General features: G+C 44.2%; 11 protein-coding genes. 5 read left to right on the plus strand and 6 right to left on the minus strand.

Features of this window, described 5'->3' with window-relative positions; genetic code table 11:
* Positions 1-110: 110 nt before the first annotated feature.
* Positions 111-1,250 (plus strand): acyl-CoA dehydrogenase, encoded by a 1,140-nt coding sequence (locus ACFQ21_RS21115; RefSeq protein WP_377582281.1) that lies wholly within the window; start codon positions 111-113, stop codon positions 1,248-1,250.
* Between the two features lie 60 nt (positions 1,251-1,310).
* On the opposite strand, the gene ACFQ21_RS21120 is transcribed toward ACFQ21_RS21115, so the two are convergent.
* Positions 1,311-5,951 (minus strand): MG2 domain-containing protein, encoded by a 4,641-nt coding sequence (locus tag ACFQ21_RS21120; protein ID WP_377582284.1) that lies wholly within the window; start codon positions 5,949-5,951, stop codon positions 1,311-1,313.
* A gap of 5 nt (positions 5,952-5,956) precedes the next feature.
* Positions 5,957-8,848 (minus strand): carboxypeptidase-like regulatory domain-containing protein, encoded by a 2,892-nt coding sequence (locus ACFQ21_RS21125; protein ID WP_377582287.1) that lies wholly within the window; start codon positions 8,846-8,848, stop codon positions 5,957-5,959.
* Positions 8,849-8,992: 144 nt separating this feature from the next.
* Here ACFQ21_RS21125 and ACFQ21_RS21130 point away from each other — a divergent pair, with 144 nt between their 5' ends.
* Positions 8,993-9,547, plus strand: coding sequence for an RNA 2'-phosphotransferase (locus ACFQ21_RS21130; RefSeq protein ID WP_377582290.1), 555 nt, complete (start codon positions 8,993-8,995; stop codon positions 9,545-9,547).
* A gap of 10 nt (positions 9,548-9,557) precedes the next feature.
* Here the strand turns inward: ACFQ21_RS21130 and ACFQ21_RS21135 are convergent, their stop codons facing one another.
* Both ACFQ21_RS21135 and ACFQ21_RS21140 read right to left on the minus strand, forming a co-directional pair.
* Positions 9,558-10,727, minus strand: a complete 1,170-nt coding sequence (locus ACFQ21_RS21135; RefSeq protein ID WP_377582293.1) for a hypothetical protein — start codon at positions 10,725-10,727, stop codon at positions 9,558-9,560.
* Positions 10,702-11,058: a hypothetical protein gene (locus tag ACFQ21_RS21140; protein ID WP_377582296.1), complete on the minus strand. Its 357-nt coding sequence runs from the start codon at positions 11,056-11,058 to the stop codon at positions 10,702-10,704. The genes ACFQ21_RS21135 and ACFQ21_RS21140 overlap by 26 nt, the downstream gene beginning before the upstream one ends.
* 850 nt (positions 11,059-11,908) lie before the next feature.
* Here ACFQ21_RS21140 and ACFQ21_RS21145 point away from each other — a divergent pair.
* A complete protein-coding gene (locus ACFQ21_RS21145; protein WP_377582299.1) occupies positions 11,909-12,280 on the plus strand; it encodes a helix-turn-helix domain-containing protein in 372 nt (123 codons plus the stop codon).
* A 42-nt stretch (positions 12,281-12,322) separates the two neighbouring features.
* On the opposite strand, the gene ACFQ21_RS21150 is transcribed toward ACFQ21_RS21145, so the two are convergent.
* Positions 12,323-13,624: an amidohydrolase gene (locus ACFQ21_RS21150; protein WP_377582302.1), complete on the minus strand. Its 1,302-nt coding sequence runs from the start codon at positions 13,622-13,624 to the stop codon at positions 12,323-12,325.
* A gap of 61 nt (positions 13,625-13,685) precedes the next feature.
* Here ACFQ21_RS21150 and ACFQ21_RS21155 point away from each other — a divergent pair, with 61 nt between their 5' ends.
* The gene (locus tag ACFQ21_RS21155) at positions 13,686-14,006 is read left to right on the plus strand and encodes a Rieske (2Fe-2S) protein (protein WP_377582305.1); all 321 of its coding nucleotides are present in this window, start codon (positions 13,686-13,688) and stop codon (positions 14,004-14,006) included.
* Between the two features lie 53 nt (positions 14,007-14,059).
* Positions 14,060-15,085 (plus strand): hypothetical protein, encoded by a 1,026-nt coding sequence (locus ACFQ21_RS21160; RefSeq protein WP_377582308.1) that lies wholly within the window; start codon positions 14,060-14,062, stop codon positions 15,083-15,085.
* A 29-nt stretch (positions 15,086-15,114) separates the two neighbouring features.
* Here ACFQ21_RS21160 and ACFQ21_RS21165 read toward each other — a convergent pair whose 3' ends face one another.
* Positions 15,115-16,155, minus strand: coding sequence for an MBL fold metallo-hydrolase (locus ACFQ21_RS21165; protein ID WP_377582311.1), 1,041 nt, complete (start codon positions 16,153-16,155; stop codon positions 15,115-15,117).
* Between the last annotated feature and the right edge of the window lie 114 nt (positions 16,156-16,269).

Consider the following 16,269-nt stretch of genomic DNA (forward strand, 5'->3'; position numbering starts at 1 on the left):
TTAACATTACTATAACGGATTTATTTTGCAAGCCTGGGTATACGCCCGGGCTTGTTTTTTTTATACCTTAAACTGTTATTGATAACGTGTACTCATTAACCTGACCATATATGAATTTTCAACTCACAGAAGAACAACTTGCTGTTCAACAAGCTGCACGCGATTTTGCCAACAACGATTTATTACCTGGTGTGATTGATCGCGACACCGAACAAAAATTTCCAAAGGATCAAATTAAAAAAATGGGCGAGCTCGGCTTCATGGGCATGATGGTCGACCCTAGGTATAATGGTGGCGGTATGGATACTATATCCTATGTGCTGGCGATGGAAGAGATCTCTAAAATAGATGCATCTGCATCGGTATGTATGTCGGTAAACAACTCACTTGTTTGCTGGGGCTTGGAGAAATTCGGAACAGAAGAGCAAAAAGAAAAATATCTGAAACGCCTGGCTACGGGAGAAGTTATAGGGGCATTCTGTCTTTCAGAACCGGAAGCAGGATCAGACGCTACCAGTCAACGTACCACAGCCGAAGATAAGGGTGATCATTATTTATTGAACGGAACCAAAAACTGGATCACCAACGGCAACAGTGCGAGTGTATATATAGTCATCGCTCAAACAGACATTTCGAAAAAGCATAAAGGTATAAATGCGCTGATCGTGGAGAAAGGCATGCCGGGCTTTGTTGTCGGTAAGAAAGAAGACAAGATGGGTATCCGCGGTTCTGATACGCACTCATTGATGTTTACGGATGTAAAAGTGCCGAAAGCAAATCGCATCGGTGAAGACGGGTTCGGATTTACGTTCGCGATGACAACACTAAATGGTGGCCGCATTGGTATAGCATCACAAGCGCTGGGTATTGCTGCCGGTGCGTATGAGCTGGCTCTTAAATATTCGAAGGAGCGTAAAGCATTTGGTAAAACATTGGGCGAGCACCAGGCTATACAGTTCAAGCTGGCGGATATGGCTACCAAGATCGATGCGGCCCGTTTGCTTGTACATCAGGCGGCCTGGTTAAAGGATCAGAAAAAAGATTTTGTCAAGGCAGCAGCGATGGCTAAACTATATGCCTCACAAATTGCACAGGATGTTACTACCGAAGCTGTACAGATTCACGGTGGCTATGGCTATGTAAAAGAATTTCACGTTGAGCGCCTGATGCGCGATGCCAAAATCACACAGATATACGAAGGCACTACCGAAATACAGAAGATGGTAATTTCGCGCGAGTTGCTGAAGTAATGTCTGCAAACTCATAAACGACCATGTGCTACCCGTTACAGCACATGGTCGTTTTGTTTTTTAGGGATTAATCGTTACCGTATTTCCTTTCGTCCAATATTTAAATTCATCGGTATAGTATAGGTAGGCCGTGCTGGCAACACTCGTATACCTTCCGGGTACTTCAGCTTTCAGGTCAAGGCGAATTGTTCGCGTTGCAGCGGGTTCCAGTTCGCGATAATATATAGCAAGCTTATCGCCTATGATCTCATAAAAGTCAAATACACTCTTCTCCTGGAGCTCTTTTAGCTGCCAGGGTTGGAGGCTTAGTCCGGCAGGTATACCAACCAGTGCTACCGTCATCGGTATACCTTCGTTGGTTGTATTTTGAAGCGTGGCCGTCATGCGCACCGTATTGTTTACCTGTAATCTTTGCTGAGCCAGCGATGTCTTCAAAGTTACCTTACACTGTTTATTGCTTACCGGTGTTTTGGTGTTCCACTGAATGTTTACAGAATACGGCAAGGCCGAACCTGTATCCTCGAATTTTACCTGTACTATATTGTTCCCCGTCTTCAAGTGCTGACTCAGATCACCAATCACAATTTTATCGCGCGTATCTTTCGTGTACGGTTGTGTTCCTGCCAGTACTTTATTCACAGAAACGCTCATGGTCCCGCTATCACGTTCGGTCCGCATATAGCGTGCATATTCTGTAAGTACTTTCAGTGCGAGTGCAGTGGCCTGTGTTGAACCGAACATTCCGTACGAGCGTTTTGAAGCAATGAATTGAACGCAAGCCCTGATCAGGTCTATATCCTGTTCTTGCGCTTTGAGTAAAGCTAACGTCCACAACGACACCGTTTCATTCGTAAGTGAATTACCATAACTGCGTACAATGGAATGATCGACTTTAAGCTCTTCAAATGAAACCGCCCGGCATTGCTCACGAAAGTATCGTGTGAGTCGTTCGTACTCTTTCATCTTACCTATACTAAACGATGCATTCGCCATCAGTGCCATTCTGTACATATCCTTACTCTTCCACGCTTCCTCCAGGCTATAATTATACTCTACTTCCACTGCAGTCGTGCCCGTTTCCGTGAGTGCATATACCACGTAGGCGTTGGTCACCTCCGCAGAAGCTGCAGCAAAACCATATTTACCTTTGTTCTGCTTAAATGTACCATCGCCCCGCCTGCGGCTTAAAAGCCATTCTTGTGTTCGTTTCATCATAGCTTCATTAACCCCGGCATATATTTTTTTCATTTCGAAAAACTCGAGAAGACCATAAGCTGTTAATCCCTCATGTGCCGGTGGACTGCCAAACCACTCAAAGCCACCGCCATCAATTTCATACGCCATTAATTGTTTATAGCCGTTGCTGATATAGGTGCTTGCCATTTTTTCTACATCAGGCCGCACGTCTCCGCTCTGTTTCAAAAATTGCAGCGCAAGTATATTTGGGAATGTACTGGAAGACACCTGCTCAAAACAACCATGCGGAGCCTGAAGTATAGATTCTGCCCCGGTAAATAAATCAGCCAGTACATCTGTAAAGGCTACTGCCTCACCTTTTAACGATCCGGCTTCCATGTCCTGAATCGTAAAGTTTATATTCTTTTCTACATCTTTTGCAGAGAAGCTTAACTTAACCGGAAACCCTACCGGGTGAACTTCGATATCGTGTTTTACCTCATCACTAAATGTATTACCCGTCAGTCTCATCGCGATGGAAAATTTACCTTCTATTCCACGCGGTATAATTTTTACCCAATATGTTTTTGTCTGCATCGGGTCAACATCAACAGCAAGCTCTGTTTCACTTAAAGCACGCAGCTGCTCCGGCATGGCAACTGATAATTTACCTTTAAGTGTTTTGGCGGTTGTGTTCTTTAACATCACCGGCAAATGCAGCGTATCTTCATACCCAAGAAAATCAGGAATTTTTACATCGAGCGAAAATGGAAGCTGCGTGAAATATACCTCCTCTCTGCGGCCTAAAAGTCCGTTACCCGTAATTCCTTCTGCTGTTATTCGGAATGCCGAGGCTGCGTCATTGTTATAGAATGTTACTTTGGCTTTTCCATCTTCATCCGTTACAACGGTGTGATTCCAATATATAGTGGTACGAAAATCTTTTCGTACTTCATCCGAACGTTGTTCGGGAACCTCCACAAAGAATTCACGTGTAGATGAAAAATTACGGGATGGAACCAGCTTACTGGTATATTTAAATTTTCTTTTCCGCGAATGAAAAACGGATGCTCCTGTATTTGATTTCGTTGTGATAACAATGGCTCCGTTTGCAGCAGCACTTCCATAGAGCGCAGACGCATCGGGACCTTGCATCACTTCAATCCGTGCTATACTTTCCGGACCGACTATACTACCATTTGCAAAGTTCTGATTCAGGCTTGTACCGATAAGCTGGCCATCGATAACATACAAAGGCTCTCCGCGCGCTATAGCCAGCGAACTGTTGCCGCGGATACGAAGTGATGCTGATGCCTCTGAACTGACTGCCGGCTGTTGTACCTGCAATCCGGCCACTCTTCCCTGGAGTATATTTTCGACTCCAAAATAACCGGATGCATTCTCAAGAGGTGTATCACGAATAATTGTGGTATAGCCTACCAGTTTTCTATTCTCCTCGGTGCCATACCCTACTACAATTACTTCACTCAGCGCAGATACATCTTCCTTCATGTTGAAGTCCATATCGTCAGCTTTCGTCTCTTCGATATTCTCCACCTGGTCAGACTCCATCTCTGGTACTGCAGAAATAACTGTTTCTATTGTTTCGCGTGTAAAGGGTGATGAAGATATTGTTTGATTACTATATGAAAGCTGAACCTTTTTCGGATTCACTTCAATCTGGTCAGGCTGTTGCGTTAAAAGCAACAGTGGAACGGATGCATCTATATTTCGAAAAGCAAAATGGCCTCCACGTATCGTCTTTACCTTTGCTATCCGTCTGCGATTGCCAAGTTCAAGGAGTATAACTTCCTTGTTTTCAACGCCTGCATTTTGTTTATCGTGTGCTATACCGGAAAGTACACTCAAACTCTCGGGAAGAAAGATAATTGCCTTATCATTCTTTACTACATCTTTCCAGGTATAGCGTCTCCAGCCGTGCGTCATCAGTAAATAATCAAGTGCTTTATCAGCCTTTGGTTCTGAGGCATCAAAATAGAACGAAGGTTCTTGTATCTTTCCTTTCAGTTCCGAAGAAAGCATCATCCACGAAAGTATATTATCCTGTTTGTCATCAGCAAAGGATATCAATTGATCATCCACCACCGACAATGAAAGCTTGGCAGGCACAGCTTTTCCAGTAGCATCTGTTGTGCGCACGGATACGGTAACTTTCTCACGCGGCTGATAATGTTTCTTGTCGGGTATAATTTCTATTTGAAGTGTCTTCTCTTTGTTCAGGTATACCAGTCGTTCGCATTCTTCCAGTCCTTCGCCATTAAACAGCGTAAACACTGCGATGCCTGAAGGAAAATCAGTAACCGGTATAGATACCTGTGTGGCACCCTTTGCTACGGAAATCTTCTTTGCATAATAAATTTCACCGTGCGTCTGGCCAACCAGAAATGCCTCTCCATTATCCGATGCATACACCGTGCAACCCAGGGATTTACCAGGTACATTTTCAAACGCTAACGTATAGCCGGACGAAACCGCAGCCGGTAAAAGCATTCGCGTATTGGTACCGACAGGCTTTGAAATCTGTGCATAATACTTTTTCCCTGCCAGGGGTGTAAACCGGAATGCCCCCATGCCCATGTGATAGCTTTCGAATGTAGCTACTTCAGCATTTGCTTCATCAACAATAACTCCGGCTATATCTGCAGCTTTTCCAAACTCGTTGGTGGCTTTAAACGCGACTACCGATGCAGCGCCTGCCACCAGGTCGCCACCTTCCGGATAAAACTGGACATCAATTTTATTAAGTACAATGGGAATGCTCCGGGTAATAGATTCCTGCATGCCATGATCGGCAACAATTACCTGAAACAGTCCGTCAGCCGTATTCAGTTTATCGGGAAGTATATATTTCAATGAAACATTTCCATCGGTGGTGGTAACGGCTTCGTGAGTATGAACTGACTCACCTTGCACCTTCACCGATAGGGACACCGTTGCACCGGCTACCGCTTCGTTCTTCAAATTCTTTACCGAAAGCGTGGCTATTACTTCATCACCCGGCCCGTATGCTTCTTTTTCAAAGTCGAGCTTCAGCAGCATGCGTGGTGTAATTATCTTTTGTACTTGTATCTCTTTTCTGAAATAAGATTCTTCTCCGAAGTTTCGCATCCACCGCGTATAGGCTTCCAGAGTATAGATGCCACCGGTAGCGAAGTCGTCCAGTTTAAAATCACCTTTAGCCGTGCCTTGCTGCACAAACAGGTCCAGCATTTTTACTTCGTTTCCCTTCGGGTCTTTCAACACCACATATACCACATCGCTCAGTGATGTCGGGTTGTGCGTATTGCTGTTCAGCACAAATGCATTGAACCATATATCTTCGCCAGGCTTATAAAATGGTTTATCGATCTGCAGGTATATCTTTTCCTCCGGGTACATTTTCGAATAAAGTCCGAGTTGCTCGGCAAGCTTTTGCAAAAAAGGATCACCACTCTGAACAAAACCTGTCAGGGTAACCATGCATATAAAAAGAATGGCGATGTAGGTGTATTTCAGGAATTTCATAAGCATCAGATTTTAATTGTGATTTGCGCACTATAACTGCGTGTAGCCGGGGCATTGAAAAGATCAAGACCAGCAGCGTGGCTATACCCGAACAGCGTTGTAGATGGATCGACACCGGAATAAGGCGTAATGAGAAACAGGTTTTTACCAACCAATGATATTCTCAACTCTCGCATCTTTGAAAAACTGAGCGGAACAGTATACGAAACCGATGCTTCGGCAAAGCGTATCCACGATGCATCTTCTATATATTGTTCACCTACACCGGTAAATCCGTAGCGCACCCAGCGATTGTCAGTCAACGGTTTTTCGGCATCGTAGAAATTTACAAGTATCGTATTGGGCTGACCTTTTGCAGATATGCCTTCAAATATATACTTGCTGGTATTTCGCTGCTGCGCAGTAGCTACAGATCGGCCGAGGTAATCAAGCGCGGCTTGTGTACCGTTCCATACATCGCCTCCACGCTTGATATCAATCAGGACTGAAGCGCGGAAGCGCTTCCATCGCACAAAACCATCGAATGACATGGTCCAATCCGGCAACGGATTTCCAATTTTCTTTAACACCGGGTCAACCAACGGGAAACCATCATCGCCAATAATCTGCTGTCCGCTATTATTTCGGAGGTAGGTTGTACCATATATAGCTCCGGCAACCTCGCCCGTGGCAAGCACGGCAGCCGTGGATTGAAAACCTGCCAGCGGTATATAGGTATCGTCCGTATATACCTGAAGCGCTTTGCTATAGTTTTTATTCCACCGAACCGACACACCCCAGTTCACCGCACGATTGTAATTGTTGTAGTTTGCTGACAGTGTTGTACCGTAATTTTTTACACGCCCAACATTGATCATTATAAACTGATGGCTATTCCATAGCGGTGCTATAAAATCCTCCGTTACATTATTATAGTAGGCTGCATCTAAACTGAGTCGGTTAAAGCTGAACACGTTAATACCAGTCTCAAATTTCCGTTCTGTCTCCGGGAGCAAACCGGCATTAAAGTATATTTCAGCAGACTCGCTATAGCGGCTATATTCTGAGGCCTCCATGCGCGTTGACAAATGTGACCAACCTGAATAGATCAGCGGTGCTTCGCGCAGGTTGCGAGCAATAGATGCATATACCTTGAAATTATCGAACGGATATATATACAATAATTCCGACAAATCTATACTCGTGCTGAGTGTAGGAAATATATTAGTATATGAGTCAGATGAAAGGGTACTGGAAAAATAGGTCCGGTTAGCCGCCCGCACATTTAGCCAGCGGTTGTTGAATTGAAAATTCAGCAGCACTTCATGTGTATTCCTGTCAAACGTTCTTCTCCTGAAATACGAAGAGTCTGCTGCCTCTACACGACTCCACGTTTCATCTGAAAAGCCGAAACCATCGGCTCGCTCTAGACCGTGTTGCTGGTGATTAAACTGATATGAACCATGGATACTGATTTGCCGGCCGTTGCGATACACCGTATAGGAAGGTGTAATTATTGAATTGAGATATAGCTGATCTTCCTTGCGAACGGTAAGACGTCCGTCAGAATACCCTGCATAGTCGGGCGGTATACCAAATACAACATTGCTCCATTGCCGGTCGAAGCTTTCATTGATGGTGATGCTGAATCGATCGGATGTGTTATAGGTCAGCAATGTTGATGCCAGCAGACGTTTGGCATTTTCATGATCGGGTAATTCCTGTGCAAGTCCGTACGGATTATCAACCACACCAGGAGCATAAGAGCGTATGCTTCCATCTGGGAACCGGTATGCTTCTGGATGCGATCGTGCTTGACTATCGGTCAGTCCATTGTTATTATTAAAACTTGCCGGTGTTCGCCATACAGCAGCCGTAATCGAAGTAAGATTGCCGCCACGATTTGCCAGTATACTTTCTGAATCATTATAGCGAGCAGCTGCATCTGCTACCACTCTCTCACCAAGCTTCATTTTCTTAACCTGAAATGAAAAGTTACTGCGACTATAATCGTTACCTGGTATAACTCCTGAACGCGTTTTTCTGTCGACATCAAAAATGAGGTTGCTGTTACCAGGACCGGGTCGGGTTAGCATCAAAGTATATTCTGTGCTATAGCCGGTTCTGAAAAATGTTTCGGGGTTGTACACCATTGCAGGATTGCCGTTGCCTGTGCCCGCCTGGACAAGTTGACCTTGTTTATCAAAAGCATAATCTGATCCATCAAACTCGAGTGTCCGTAACAAAGGCCCCCAACTATATATTTCACGCTTATCGGCACCATGCCAGTGAATGACACCTTCTCCATTACTGCCCTGGGCATATATATTCTGAAGAGCCGGTGTTTGTGTTATCCGTTCAATGGATGCCAGGGAAGAGAATTGCAACCCGAAACCGGTTCTGACAGGATCCGTGTTTGTTGCAACCCGGTATGTTTTTGCTCCGGGTTTAAACAACATTTCGATTCTACCTACCGGCCGAATAGCAATTATACTCTCGGGATCAATAACATCACTGCGATATATATATACAGGTGTTGTATTCGACAGGGTGGCTACGCCTCTCTGATCACGGATGGTGTCTTGCAAAAAAGCTACAGGCCACGATGTAGCGTTTACTGATCTCGTGTTTCGCTTCGAGGAGTCGATGGCTTTTTGTCCCTTATCTGTCACCAGTACTTCGCGGGTTTGCATACCGATGAATGAAAACACCAGTGTTGATCCGATCGGAGCACTCAATGAATAATAACCGTTACTGTTTGTTACAGTACCAACACGTGTACCCTTGATAACAATATTTACTCCGGGCAACGGATAACCTTCGTTATCCTTTAGCGTTCCTGATATAACACGTTCTCGGGTCTGCGACCACACCGAACCTGCGAGAATAAATAATAGTAGTGTAAAAATGTTCCGCATAGGCATCCGGGTTTAAGTTCATATTGCCAGGATGCAGCCCGAACAGAAAATCCATAAAAGAAAATCAACTTTTTTTCATCACGACCGTAAATGCCTTTCCCGTTCATGAAACAGGGCTCTTTATTAAATTAGCGGCTATAGAATATGATCTCCGAAAAAGAAAACACACGCATCAGTAAATTCCTCAGCCTGGTGTTACGTCATCAACCTGAAACTATTGGTATACAACTGGATGAACACGGCTGGGTACCTGTCGGTATACTGCTGAAGCAAATGGCTGCACACAACCATCGTATCTCGAAAGAGATACTGGACCATGTGGTAGCAACCAACAGCAAAAAACGTTTTGCTTATAATGATGATGAATCGAAGATACGCGCCAACCAGGGGCATTCGGTTGAAGTTGATCTGAACTATACCCCGCTACAGCCTCCTGCTATACTTTATCATGGAACAGCGGAGCGCGCCCTCGAATCAATTTTTAAAACGGGACTTGAAAAAAGACAGCGTCACCATGTACACCTGAGCATGGATGTTAACACGGCATTGGCCGTGGGCAGCCGCTACGGTAAACCGGTGTTGCTGATGGTTGCTGCCGGTGACATGTATACCGATGGCTACAGCTTTTACATGTCTGACAACAACGTATGGCTAACCGATCATGTACCGGTAAAGTATCTGAAACGAAAAGAAGACTAGGTATATAGTTCTAGAACGAATAGCGTTTACGGCTGAAATTATACTTCAGGCCAATGCTGCTGAAAATTGAATTGTTACTCTGAATATTTTTGTTGTCGTCACCGAGACCGATATTCAGCCACAGATTTTTATCGAGCATATACTCAAATAAAACCGAGAAGCGCTCACGATCGGGTAATGCGGTTTCAGACTGATAATGGCCTTTGAGGTACTCTACAGAAAGTGCGTAGCGACTTTGGGTATAAATAAACCGGAACCCAAATTCTGTTGATTTGTTGGAGAGAGAATCTTTCAAGTGTCTGAACACGCCAACCAGGCTATAATCATCTTTTACATAGGAAGGTGTTAGCCAGAATGCATACCCTCCCTTACGAAGTGATGATGTGTTAATGGTATCGTTCCGGTACGCCCCGGCATAGGCAAGCTCTACAATAAAGCCTTCGCGCTGCGGTGCGAACTCTTCTTTCTCACCTTCGGCACTGGCGGCTTCATCGTTAATGCGTTTGGTCTTTTCATTGTTAATGCGTGTACGCTCTGCGTTGAACCACTTCAGTGTATTATTCTTCGCTTCCTGTGTGCTGTCTTCTTTCAGTCGTTTTCGTAATTCATTTCGTAAAGCTGCTTCTTCAGCAAGTGCCATTTCAGAATAATGTCTTGCGAGTGTGTCCAACTCCCTTTCAATTTCATGAATGCGTTGTATTGATTTCTTGCTGGTCTTACCTGAAAACAAAAGCGTTCTGAATCCATAGGACAAGCCACGCAGCTCTTTTTCATCCAACTCCTTGGTAATGGTTGCTGCCGATACGGAGAATGTACGAAACAACGACTGCCCTACTGTACGCATGGTATCTGCCTGCCAGGTAACAGACTTTGGTTTCTTCGTCATCCAGTAGGGAGCGAATTCCAGTGAAAAGTTCTGTGGAAATTTTTTGAATCCTTCGGTAGCGTTGTCGAGGGCAACAGCAATGTCAGCTGGTGTGTTGGGGCGCTCTACGCTGGTTGGTTGTACGCCCAGTATACTAAATGCCGGAGAGTTGGGTGTACGAATACTGTTAAGCGAGGGCAGATCTTTCGTATCCTGCGCATATACATATACCGAAGCGCCTGTCAGTATGAAAAAAAGAAAAGAGTACCTGGCTGCGCGGATGCGAAAACTACAGGAGAATATATTGAATGTCATAGATCACACGGTCGTTATGGTGCTCAACTTCACGTTCGTAGGTAAATGTATCCGGATTGGCATCAGTAAAGTTATGCCGCACCGAGGTATTATTGGTGCTCAGGTTTATATCCTGAACAACCGTAATACAACTGATTATACTTTGATGTTCCAGAGGTATAGTATATACACCTTGTTGATCAGGAGAGATTTCCTTACGCGAATCGTCAGATGAGATCAGCACAACATACGATCCACTTGCCTGCATAAAGCCTACGGTAATTTTAAGCTTCAGCTCACCGGCTTCTGTTGTTTGCAGAAACCGGGTATCGGTTACGGTTATGGTTGCCATACTACAGGTGTTATCGGGTCGGGTTCAAATTTCTTCAATATATACCAAGCTGTGAAGATAAGAACAAGCACCTTATAATCTGAATTATATGCAGATATACTTGTATAGGGAGAGCAATGTCAGAACATCTAATTCATCACCTTGTGAATTGAGACTATATACGGAAAGGGTAAACTAAGCGCCCGGCTGCCGGGCACTTAGCAGAGTAGGTCTTTGCTATTCGTTCCTGTCATGATAACCGTTAGCCCCCAACGTACCGTGCTAGGGGGATGCACGCCTCAACTCACAAGTATGAGGTACTTTTCGTTATTAGAGCCCATCTAATAAACATGTATGTCGCACAAAAGAAAGGTGTGGCAGAGATTTCAGCGCCTTTACAACGCTATCGCTAGAGCACAATGCTGAAACATGCCCAAATAGTTATCTCGTTTGTACACAACCCAACTGCTTTAACCATTAACGGGATACTTGAAAAAAATAAAAAAGCCCACCGCTCTGCAGTACGCAGAATGATGGGCTCATACTCTAATATAGAAAACAATCTACAGATTTACAACGAATTAGATGTATTTATTAAACGATGTATGTTGAATCTCCGGAACCATTTCTTAAAAAATGCCCGGCAGCATTTTCCAAGCTTAATGGCATCCGGAGAAAATTAACCAAGGCAAATGATTCGCGAATCGAGAGATTTTACTACGCCATGTGCCATTACCTTCACGAATATAGAATCAAAATATCACGTTTTGAAACAAAAATTCTCGTAAATGAATAAAAAACACATATTTCAGGATAAAATATGTCGTACAATACCTATGATCAGGTGAAGAAAGGTTGCTAAAATTGCGCTATGGATATTCACTTAGGAAAAGAAATTGAAAAAGTGCTGCGCAAATCAGGAATGAAAACAAAAGATTTCGCCAGGAAGATCAATACCACGCCACGAAATGTTTATTCCATCTGTGCGCGCAAGGAAGTGAAAACGGACTTGCTCAAGGTCATCAGCAAGGTGCTTAATTATAACTTCTTCAGTCTGTACATTCAAACCATCGGTCCGGAATATAGCGTGTACACACAAGTGCCCATGACAACTTTAGTACAAGACCCGCTGCGGGTATATTCCAGGAACAAAGTGATGATAACGCTGGAGCTTGACGGCAAGCCAGAAACACTTGATGAGAGCATCCGCAGGCTGCAGCGTATCAACAATGCGCTGGATTAATGTATATCTATTAACAAACAATATATAGCATATAGCCGTGCACTACTTCATATACATATAGTCAACCGTAACGTTCACCATTGCTTTTAACCCGGTAAGCATGCCGCGTTCATCCATCATGAAATCAGGCGTATGGTGTGATGCTGCTTTTTCTACGGGTATCTCCGGAGGGCATGCGCCTACAAAGAAAAAGAAACCAGGTACTTTTTTCTGATAGTAAGCAAAATCTTCAGCACCGGTAACGGCTGGTATACGCGCAACGTTCTGTTCACCGGCAGCTTTATTCAAACTCGCTACCATTTTCTCGGTAGTAATGGGATCATTGTATGTAACCGGAGTCATGCGTGTTATTTCGATCTCGGCTCTGGCGCCTGCACTCTCTGCTATATTTGTTACAGTGCGCTTCAATCGTTCATGTATATCGTTTTGCATGGTTTCATCGAATGTGCGTATGGTGCCCGTCATCTCGGCATATTCGGGTATAATGTTCTGACGTATACCGGCATGTATAGTTCCTACGGATATAACTGCGGGTTCTTTGGTAAGTTCTGTCTGGCGACTGATGATAGTTTGTATACCGTTGATAATCTGCGCTGATACTACTACCGGATCTATACCCAGCCAAGGTGCTGATCCATGCGATTGTTTTCCATATACTTTAATCGTAAACCAATCCGAAGCAGCCATCATACCAGCAGGTTTATAGGCGATCTGTCCAAGTTTACGAATGCCTTGTATGTGCATGCCGAAGATCACATCTACTTTCGGATTTTCGAGCACACCTTCTTTTACCATCAGGTCTGCGCCACCTTCCTCACCAATAGGTGCGCCCTCTTCCGCAGGCTGAAAGATAAATTTTACAGTGCCCTTCAGATCTTTTTTATTCTTGCTAAGTATCTCGGCAACGCCCATGAGTATAGCTACGTGCGAGTCGTGACCACACGCATGCATTACGCCTGTTTCCTGTCCGTTAAATGTAGTCTTCTCTTTCGATGCAAAAGGTAAACTGTTACGCTCGGTTACAGGCAGTGCATCCATATCGGCACGCAAGGCTATAACAGGTCCGGGTTTACCGGTTTTAAGTAAAGCAACCACACCGGTATGAGCAACACCGGTTTGTATTTCAAGCCCCAGTGCCTTGAGATGTTCCGCTACATACGCAGCTGTTTTTACTTCACGATTCGATAACTCCGGATACTGATGGAGGTGTCTGCGCCATTCTATAACTTTATTTTCTATTTCTTTTGCCTGCTGATCCAGTTTGACCTGTACTTTTGGATTTACCTGTGCGTACAGCGTAGCCGTGGCAAATACGATTACCAGACTGTAAAAAAATTTTCTCATAGGTATGGCTTTATACCGGACAATATATTGATTATCGATTTGGCAACCAACCGCAAATAGTATGGAGTGGGTTAAAATCTTTTCGAACGATGCAGAAGCACGAAGTCGCATTTTACCAGATAAACCACAGCTGCTGGTGATCTATGGTAAACGTATCTGCCTTGTATTGCATGATGAAAATTTTATGGCCGTGCAAGATGCATGTTCGCATAACGGAGAGTCGTTAAGCAAAGGCCAGGTAAATTACCTGGGCGAAATTATCTGTCCGTGGCACGGCTATCGATTCCGGCTGAATAGTGGTCAGGCGTGCGACTCATCATCTCCGGATTTAAAAACCTTCCCCGTTAAATCAGACGATTCAGGTTTTTTTATTGGCATTTAAAATAGATTAATACCTATTTTCGTTTTTTACTCGCTTCCTGTAAAACAGAAGCTGTGGTTCATCGACCCGAATACTATATTATGCAACTTCGTTTTCTGATCATTCTTTTGTTTGTCAGCATTCAAGCCGTAACTGCGCAGAGTTATTTTCGCGATCCCAACTGGATGGACCAGCTAAGTCTTTCCGGTGCCCTGCCTGAAAAATTACTGAGCACACGCACCGTAGTGTTTTATGATTACAGGCTTACCGAGAAAGAACTCAAGGACACACAGGAATATTTTCAGCGCACCGGTATTGATGCCATTGTATATTATGAGTTAGATATAATCATGGCGGGTAAAGATATTACGCGCGCTTACGCGGATATGCTCAACAAGCGTGAGATAACCAACATGGCATTTCTGGAAAAGAAAGATACCGGGTATAGATTAATTCTTACAGCCTATAATGGTAAAGAGAGTATTGTTGATCCGAAACAAACGGCATGGTCCGCATCGCATACTGTTCTTACTGAATTACTCAAGAATCTTTACCGTACAGCAGCCAGTGTTCAGAAAAAACAAAATCTGTTGATCAACGATCTTCCTGAAATCGGCCCGACTGTAAACCCGATCATGGGTAAACGAAATGAATTCTTTGCAATTGACCTGAAGGTTGATCCGCTAGCAGTTCCCCGGTTTGGCGATGAAGCTCTCGATAAGCAACTGGAAGAAATCTTCAAGAATAATTACCCGCTGAAGTATAAACTTACCGACCCTGCACTTACGGATAAAGAATTACGCAAGCAAGGATCGCTTTATGTACTCTGCATTGTACAGGGAAGAGGCTCAGCACTGAAAGAAGTACTCGGATACCCGGTAACACCTTCGGAAAGTGCATTGGTATCCGTAACGTATCCGGAAGCAGGACATCAGCAACTCAAAAATATACCTTCTACCACAACGGTATATAAAATATACTTTAAGCACATTGACTCAGGCAATGTATTTCTCGGAACGAAATGGGATGCCGACCTGACCTGGGACCAGGCTCTTCTCAACAACGTTCGTGGTTTGAAGACGGAGCTAAAGCTAAACTGATCTATAGCTTAGCCTTTCTATTTTAACTTCTACTCTACGTCAATTGCTTTACCTTCCGGCATTGCAATAAATGGTTTATAGGTTTTCTGCGATTTGGAAAGGGCAAGTGCCAGGTCTTGTACCGCTTCATCCTTACCATCATCGGCTAATGGAAATGTACCGAAGTGACTGGCAATGCTAAAGGAAGAACCGGTATCTTCATGTATCTGTACAGCTTCGTCCGGAGAGCAATGTATAGGCGACATAAACCATTTTGGTTTGTACGCACCAATCGGTATCAACGCGGCTTTAACAGGAGCACAACGCTCACCGATTTCTTTAAAGGTATATTCATTATACCCGGTGTCGCCTGCAAAGTATATATTTCCTTCTGTTCGTTTTAACAGGTAACCACACCAGAGCGTTGCATCGCGATCGAACGTGCCACGGCCGGAGAAGTGTTGAGCCGGCACTGCCTGCACAGCAACATCATTCTTTATACGCAGCTCCTGCCACCAGTCTAATTCCTGAAAGGCATCTATACCCGATCGTTTCAAAAATGCACTTACGCCCAGCGGAACTATAAATTTAGGATGAAACGTTTGGTTCAGCTTCTTTACCGTATGTATATCCAGGTGATCGTAGTGGTTATGACTGAGCAATACTATATCAATCTGTGGAAGATACTCAAAGGCAATTCCGGGTTCACGCATCCTTTTAGGACCTGCCCATGAAAACGGACTGGCGCGCTCGCTGTATACCGGGTCCGTTATTATATTCAATCCATCGGTCTGGATAAGAAAGGTTGTGTGATTAATAAACGTAATGCGTATACCTTGCTCAACGCGAGCCACCGGTTTATCACCTTTTACAGAATTTCGTTGTGCTGTCCACGGGCCGCGTTCACGTTCGCGCAGCCACTTTACCACATCCTGAAATCCTTTTGTTTTTACACCTCCCGGATTAATAAACTGCCTTCCATTAAAGTGGTCGCTTACCGGGCCCTTGTAACGCGGAGCCGATAGTACAAAACCCACCAATACAATACCAAGTGGCACGGCCAGGAGTAAAATCAGAATGAAGTATAACATATAAAGCATGTGGTCTGACAAACAAATAACTTCCGGGATAGACGATACTGACCGGCTCTTTATTGTAAGAACAAAAAACGATACCGCCTCTAAAACAAAAAAGGTACAAAGACT

Source organism: Ohtaekwangia kribbensis (assembly GCF_042676245.1).
Lineage (GTDB): Bacteria > Bacteroidota > Bacteroidia > Cytophagales > Cyclobacteriaceae > Ohtaekwangia > Ohtaekwangia kribbensis.